Source organism: Candidatus Marinimicrobia bacterium CG08_land_8_20_14_0_20_45_22, from assembly GCA_002774355.1.
Classification (GTDB): Bacteria; Fidelibacterota; UBA2242; order UBA2242; family UBA2242; genus 0-14-0-20-45-22.
This window is the reverse complement of the sequence record PEYN01000189.1, coordinates 1-3,997: the sequence shown is the minus strand read 5'-3', so window position 1 is coordinate 3,997 and position 3,997 is coordinate 1. Positions and strand designations below refer to the sequence as shown.

The following is a 3,997-nucleotide window of genomic DNA, read 5'->3' as shown; positions in this document are numbered from 1 at the left end:
GACAAGTTCGTGGCAACATTCTACCACGAAACGAAACCTGTTTGTCCCTAAACTTCGGGATGAAAACAGGTTGTTTTCTTTATCAAACCAATTTCCGGAGCGTAGCGGCTCATTTGACTATTCTACTTCACGATCTCAATATTGTTTTCGAAGCCTAGATTCTGGGAACATTTAAGCGTGACGCCAATGATGTCCTGAAAATTCAGCGGCTTGTAAAGATAGCCGTATGCGCCGAGCTTGAGCGCCTTTTCCACTTTATCTTCATCGCGAAAGCCTGAAATCATGATCGCCATCAGATCGGGATTGATCTTCTTCAGTTCGGTCATCGTCGTGATTCCGTCCATTTCCGGCATCATCATGTCGATAAATGCAATATCATACTTTCTTTTCTGAAGTTCCTGAATGGCCTTTCTCCCGCGGTCTGTTGGAAAAACATCCATTCCCGTTTCTTCAAAAATTTGCTGAAAACTGGTCAGTATTTCCGGTTCGTCATCGATCACCATAATTTTTACCTGCCTTCCGCTTGTCATGACATTCTCCTTATTAATTTTATCAAATTTATTTCTTGTTTTCTTTTTCAGAATCGAATTTTTGGAGGCGCTCATAGGCGTCGTCCGATAGCCGTTCTTTGGGCTGTAATGCATTGGCTTCCATCTCGCTTGTCACGATGATCGGTGTAATGAATACGACAAGTTCCGTTTTGACTTTTTGATGAATCGTACTGCGAAATAAAAAGCCGATCAGCGGGATAGAACCGAGCAATGGAACTTTGCTGACGGTTTTGGTTTCGGATTCACGCATCAGACCGCCAATGACAATCGTTTTTCCGTTGCCGACTTTCACCCGTGTATTGGCTTTCCGCGTCGCAATGATCGGTATGCCGTCCGGCGTCGATCCGTTCTGATAGTCCGCATTCGGTCGCAACTCTATTGTGATCGTCTGGTCGTTATTGACATGCGGTTTGACGATCAATCGCACAGTCGCCGATTTGAATTCGTATGATGTAATACCGTATTGATTCAAGACTTTGTACGGGATTTGATCGCCGACTTCGATCTCCGCCTCCTGATTATCCAGCGTGACTAAATACGGACGACTTAGCACATTCAGGTCATAATCGGTTTGAAGCGCGTGCAAGACCGCGTCGATATGAACGTTAAGGATTCCAACTCCCAAACCAATTCCTTTCGGAATGACCTGACTCCACGGCGTGCCGCTTCCATCGAGATACTGCGACGAACCGGTTTGTCCGCCGGAAGTCGATTGGCGAAGGTCGAACTTCGTGGCGATTTTGTCGTTTGAACTCAGCAGATTTGGGTCTTTCCAGAGGAATTCGATGCCTGCCTCGTTGTTTTTTGTCAGCGCGATCTCTGCGATTGCCGCTTGAATGAAAATCTGCGGCGTCGGACGATCGAGGTCTTTGATAATTTCTTCGATCATAGTAAGAGCCTCCGGATTATCACGAATGATCAGGGAATTTGTGCGGGCATCCGCGATCACAGCTCCGACGGACGGCGTGACAATATTTTTTAATATTTCCTGGAGTTTCACGGCTTCCGAATATTGACAAATGATCTTCTTGACAATCGTTTGACGCATGATTTTAGATAAATCACTGACCATGTAAACATCAACACCCTCGATTTTTCGGTATCCCAATCCATTGGATTCCATAATCACCGAAATGGCGTCTTCCGCAGACACTTCGTTCAGATTGACGGAAATTCTTCTGTCTTGAATAGACGGATCAACGACGAATTTAATGCCTGTTTTTGCTTCAAGCGTTTTCAGGACATTGGTAATGGAAACATCCTTTAAATTCAGCGAAACCGTTGTTGTTTCACTTACTTTTGACGCTTCCTGAGCGAAAACCGGTAAAGCGATTGCCGCGATGAGTAATATTATCCAAAAAATTGATTTTTGTTTCATTTTTTATCCTGCTTTCAACATCCTGTTCACTCTATTTCCGGCGCTTTCAATATGATTTGGTCATTGGGAGATTTTAACCGCACGCCGCTTTTGGAGATTTCACTGATACGGAATCCCTTGATCACGTCTCCCACGCGATACACCTCTCCATCGATAATGGCCATCGGACTCTTTTTGTCGAAGATGATCCCTTCCAGATGAATTTTTGGAAGTTCGGGCTTTGTCAGTTCTTTCGGTTTCTGTGGTCCTGATTTGATCATTTTTCCTTTTTCCCGATCGTCGATCGGCCGGCGCGCCGATGAAAAACTAAATGGATCCCGTACTTGTGCCCAATTTACATGATTCAACGAATCATCGATTGTCAGACTCTCACCGTCTTTCTCGAATTCCAGTATTTCGCGAATTGCCTGATCGATCTGGTCAAAATCCTTTAGTGAACTCGCTTGTATTGACATTAATGATGTCGCTTCATCGGCTGGATTTTTTTTGATGACCATCCTTTTCAGAAATAATCCAATCATTACAATGACAAGTATAATCAGAACGACAACTTTAATTTTACTTTTTCTCATATCAGGACATGATGCAATAAACGGTGACATTATATATGAGATTCGACGGATCGTGCGCATTATAATTGATTTTAAACGAATCAATCAACAACCAATAATGTGCTGTTTCAAGGTTTTTCAGAAAAGATAAAAATTTTGAATAATTCCCCTGGAAACGGATTGAGATCGGTTGTTTGATATATTTTCCGAGGATTTCCCCTTCCTTCTTAAGCGGATCGATAGCGTTCAACTGGACGCCGGATTTATTGACAATCCAATTGATCTCGGAAAGAACCGCGGATAGGTTTTTCTCCTCGGCGATTTTCGCAGTGAAATTCTTTTCGAGAATTTGATTCTGCTGAACTTTCGCCGTCAAAATAGTCAATGCCTTTTCGATGTCTGTCGAACGAATACGCAAATAAATACTGTCGAGGTTCTCTTTTAGCAGACGTAGTTCTTCGTATCGTTTCAATTGGGGTTGGAGAATCAATACATTGACTCCAGCAACCGTCATTGAATACAACAAAATCGCCAAAATCATCCAGTGAATCTTGAAAAGGTTCTTATATATGGAAGCGTTTTTCGGTTTTTGTACGTCTTCTTTTTTCATGGTCAGTAAATCCCAATGACGAAGGACATAATGGGAATCGTTCCTTTTTTACCGATCCGACTTTCCAGAATTTCCACACGCTGAAAGTCATTCATAAAAATATCCGATTGTTCCAGCGTTTTTTTAAGAAGATTCAATGTGTTGACATCGGTTTTCCTTGAATCGATTACCGTATATCCGGTGAGCCGGATTTTTTCTTTTTGTTTGACTTTCGCTGGAGCAGTTTCAACGCTAATCTCTTCGAATCGGATATTAGCCGGCATCATGCTGGACAAAGCAATTAATTTAGTGAGCCAAACTGATGGTCTGTTTTGTTTCTGCGAGTAAATGTCCGTTTTCGTTGTCAGTTCTTCCTTATTTTGATAGAGTTGACGAATTCGCTCCAGCTTCGGATTCAGGACGTCAACCTCTGCGGAAATCTTACGGATTTCTTTCTGATAAACCGATGAGATGAACCGATTTGTCTGATAAACGTAGAACAGCGTTCCGATTGAAAATATCCAGACCGTCACGTACAGAATCGTCACCGAGAAACGAATCCGTTTCTGTTTTTTCCGGATTGCCGTGTTGCCCAACAGATTAATATGAATGAACTGCATTTTTTCAGTCTCCCACCACAAGACCGAGCGCTGTCGTAAAATAGAGTCCGTCATTTCCATCGATATTTTTAGGAATGATTTCTATTCGGTCGGAATTAAGCGGATTCCAGAGTTCGACCGGCACTTTCAGCGTCATCGCCAGTAAAAAATCCAGATTCTTTAACAATGCACCTCCGCCGGTCAGGAGAATGCGGCTGATCGGCTCTTCGCCGTGTAAAATCTGATAGTAAACATCGGCTTTTTTGATTTCTTCGGTCAGACGGTTTGCCATCTCAAGAATTACCGTTTTCCAGTCGATTCCCTGAGAT

The 3,997-nt window shown here is 42.9% G+C and carries 6 protein-coding genes; all 6 read right to left on the bottom strand.

Features of this window, described 5'->3' with window-relative positions; genetic code table 11:
* Positions 1-122: 122 nt before the first annotated feature.
* Entirely contained in the window at positions 123-644 is a 522-nt protein-coding gene (locus COT43_10715) for a hypothetical protein (GenBank protein PIS27405.1), read from the bottom strand.
* Positions 559-1,929, bottom strand: coding sequence for a hypothetical protein (locus tag COT43_10710; protein PIS27404.1), 1,371 nt, complete (start codon positions 1,927-1,929; stop codon positions 559-561). The genes COT43_10715 and COT43_10710 overlap by 86 nt, the downstream gene beginning before the upstream one ends.
* 26 nt (positions 1,930-1,955) lie before the next feature.
* A complete protein-coding gene (locus COT43_10705; GenBank protein ID PIS27403.1) occupies positions 1,956-2,501 on the bottom strand; it encodes a hypothetical protein in 546 nt (181 codons plus the stop codon).
* 1 nt (position 2,502) lies between these two features.
* Positions 2,503-3,090, bottom strand: a complete 588-nt coding sequence (locus COT43_10700) for a hypothetical protein (GenBank protein ID PIS27402.1) — start codon at positions 3,088-3,090, stop codon at positions 2,503-2,505.
* Positions 3,091-3,092: 2 nt separating this feature from the next.
* Positions 3,093-3,689, bottom strand: coding sequence for a hypothetical protein (locus COT43_10695; GenBank protein ID PIS27401.1), 597 nt, complete (start codon positions 3,687-3,689; stop codon positions 3,093-3,095).
* A 4-nt stretch (positions 3,690-3,693) separates the two neighbouring features.
* A partial coding sequence (locus COT43_10690) for a hypothetical protein (protein PIS27400.1) occupies positions 3,694-3,997 on the bottom strand: 304 nt, incomplete at its 5' end.

Coding starts and splice junctions, on each gene's coding strand:
- COT43_10695 (PIS27401.1), bottom strand. CDS start 3,689: ATGCAGTTCATTCATATTAATCTGTTGGGCAACACGGCAATCCGGAAA.
- COT43_10700 (PIS27402.1), bottom strand. CDS start 3,090: ATGAAAAAAGAAGACGTACAAAAACCGAAAAACGCTTCCATATATAAG.
- COT43_10715 (PIS27405.1), bottom strand. CDS start 644: ATGCATTACAGCCCAAAGAACGGCTATCGGACGACGCCTATGAGCGCC.
- COT43_10705 (PIS27403.1), bottom strand. CDS start 2,501: ATGAGAAAAAGTAAAATTAAAGTTGTCGTTCTGATTATACTTGTCATT.
- COT43_10710 (PIS27404.1), bottom strand. CDS start 1,929: ATGAAACAAAAATCAATTTTTTGGATAATATTACTCATCGCGGCAATC.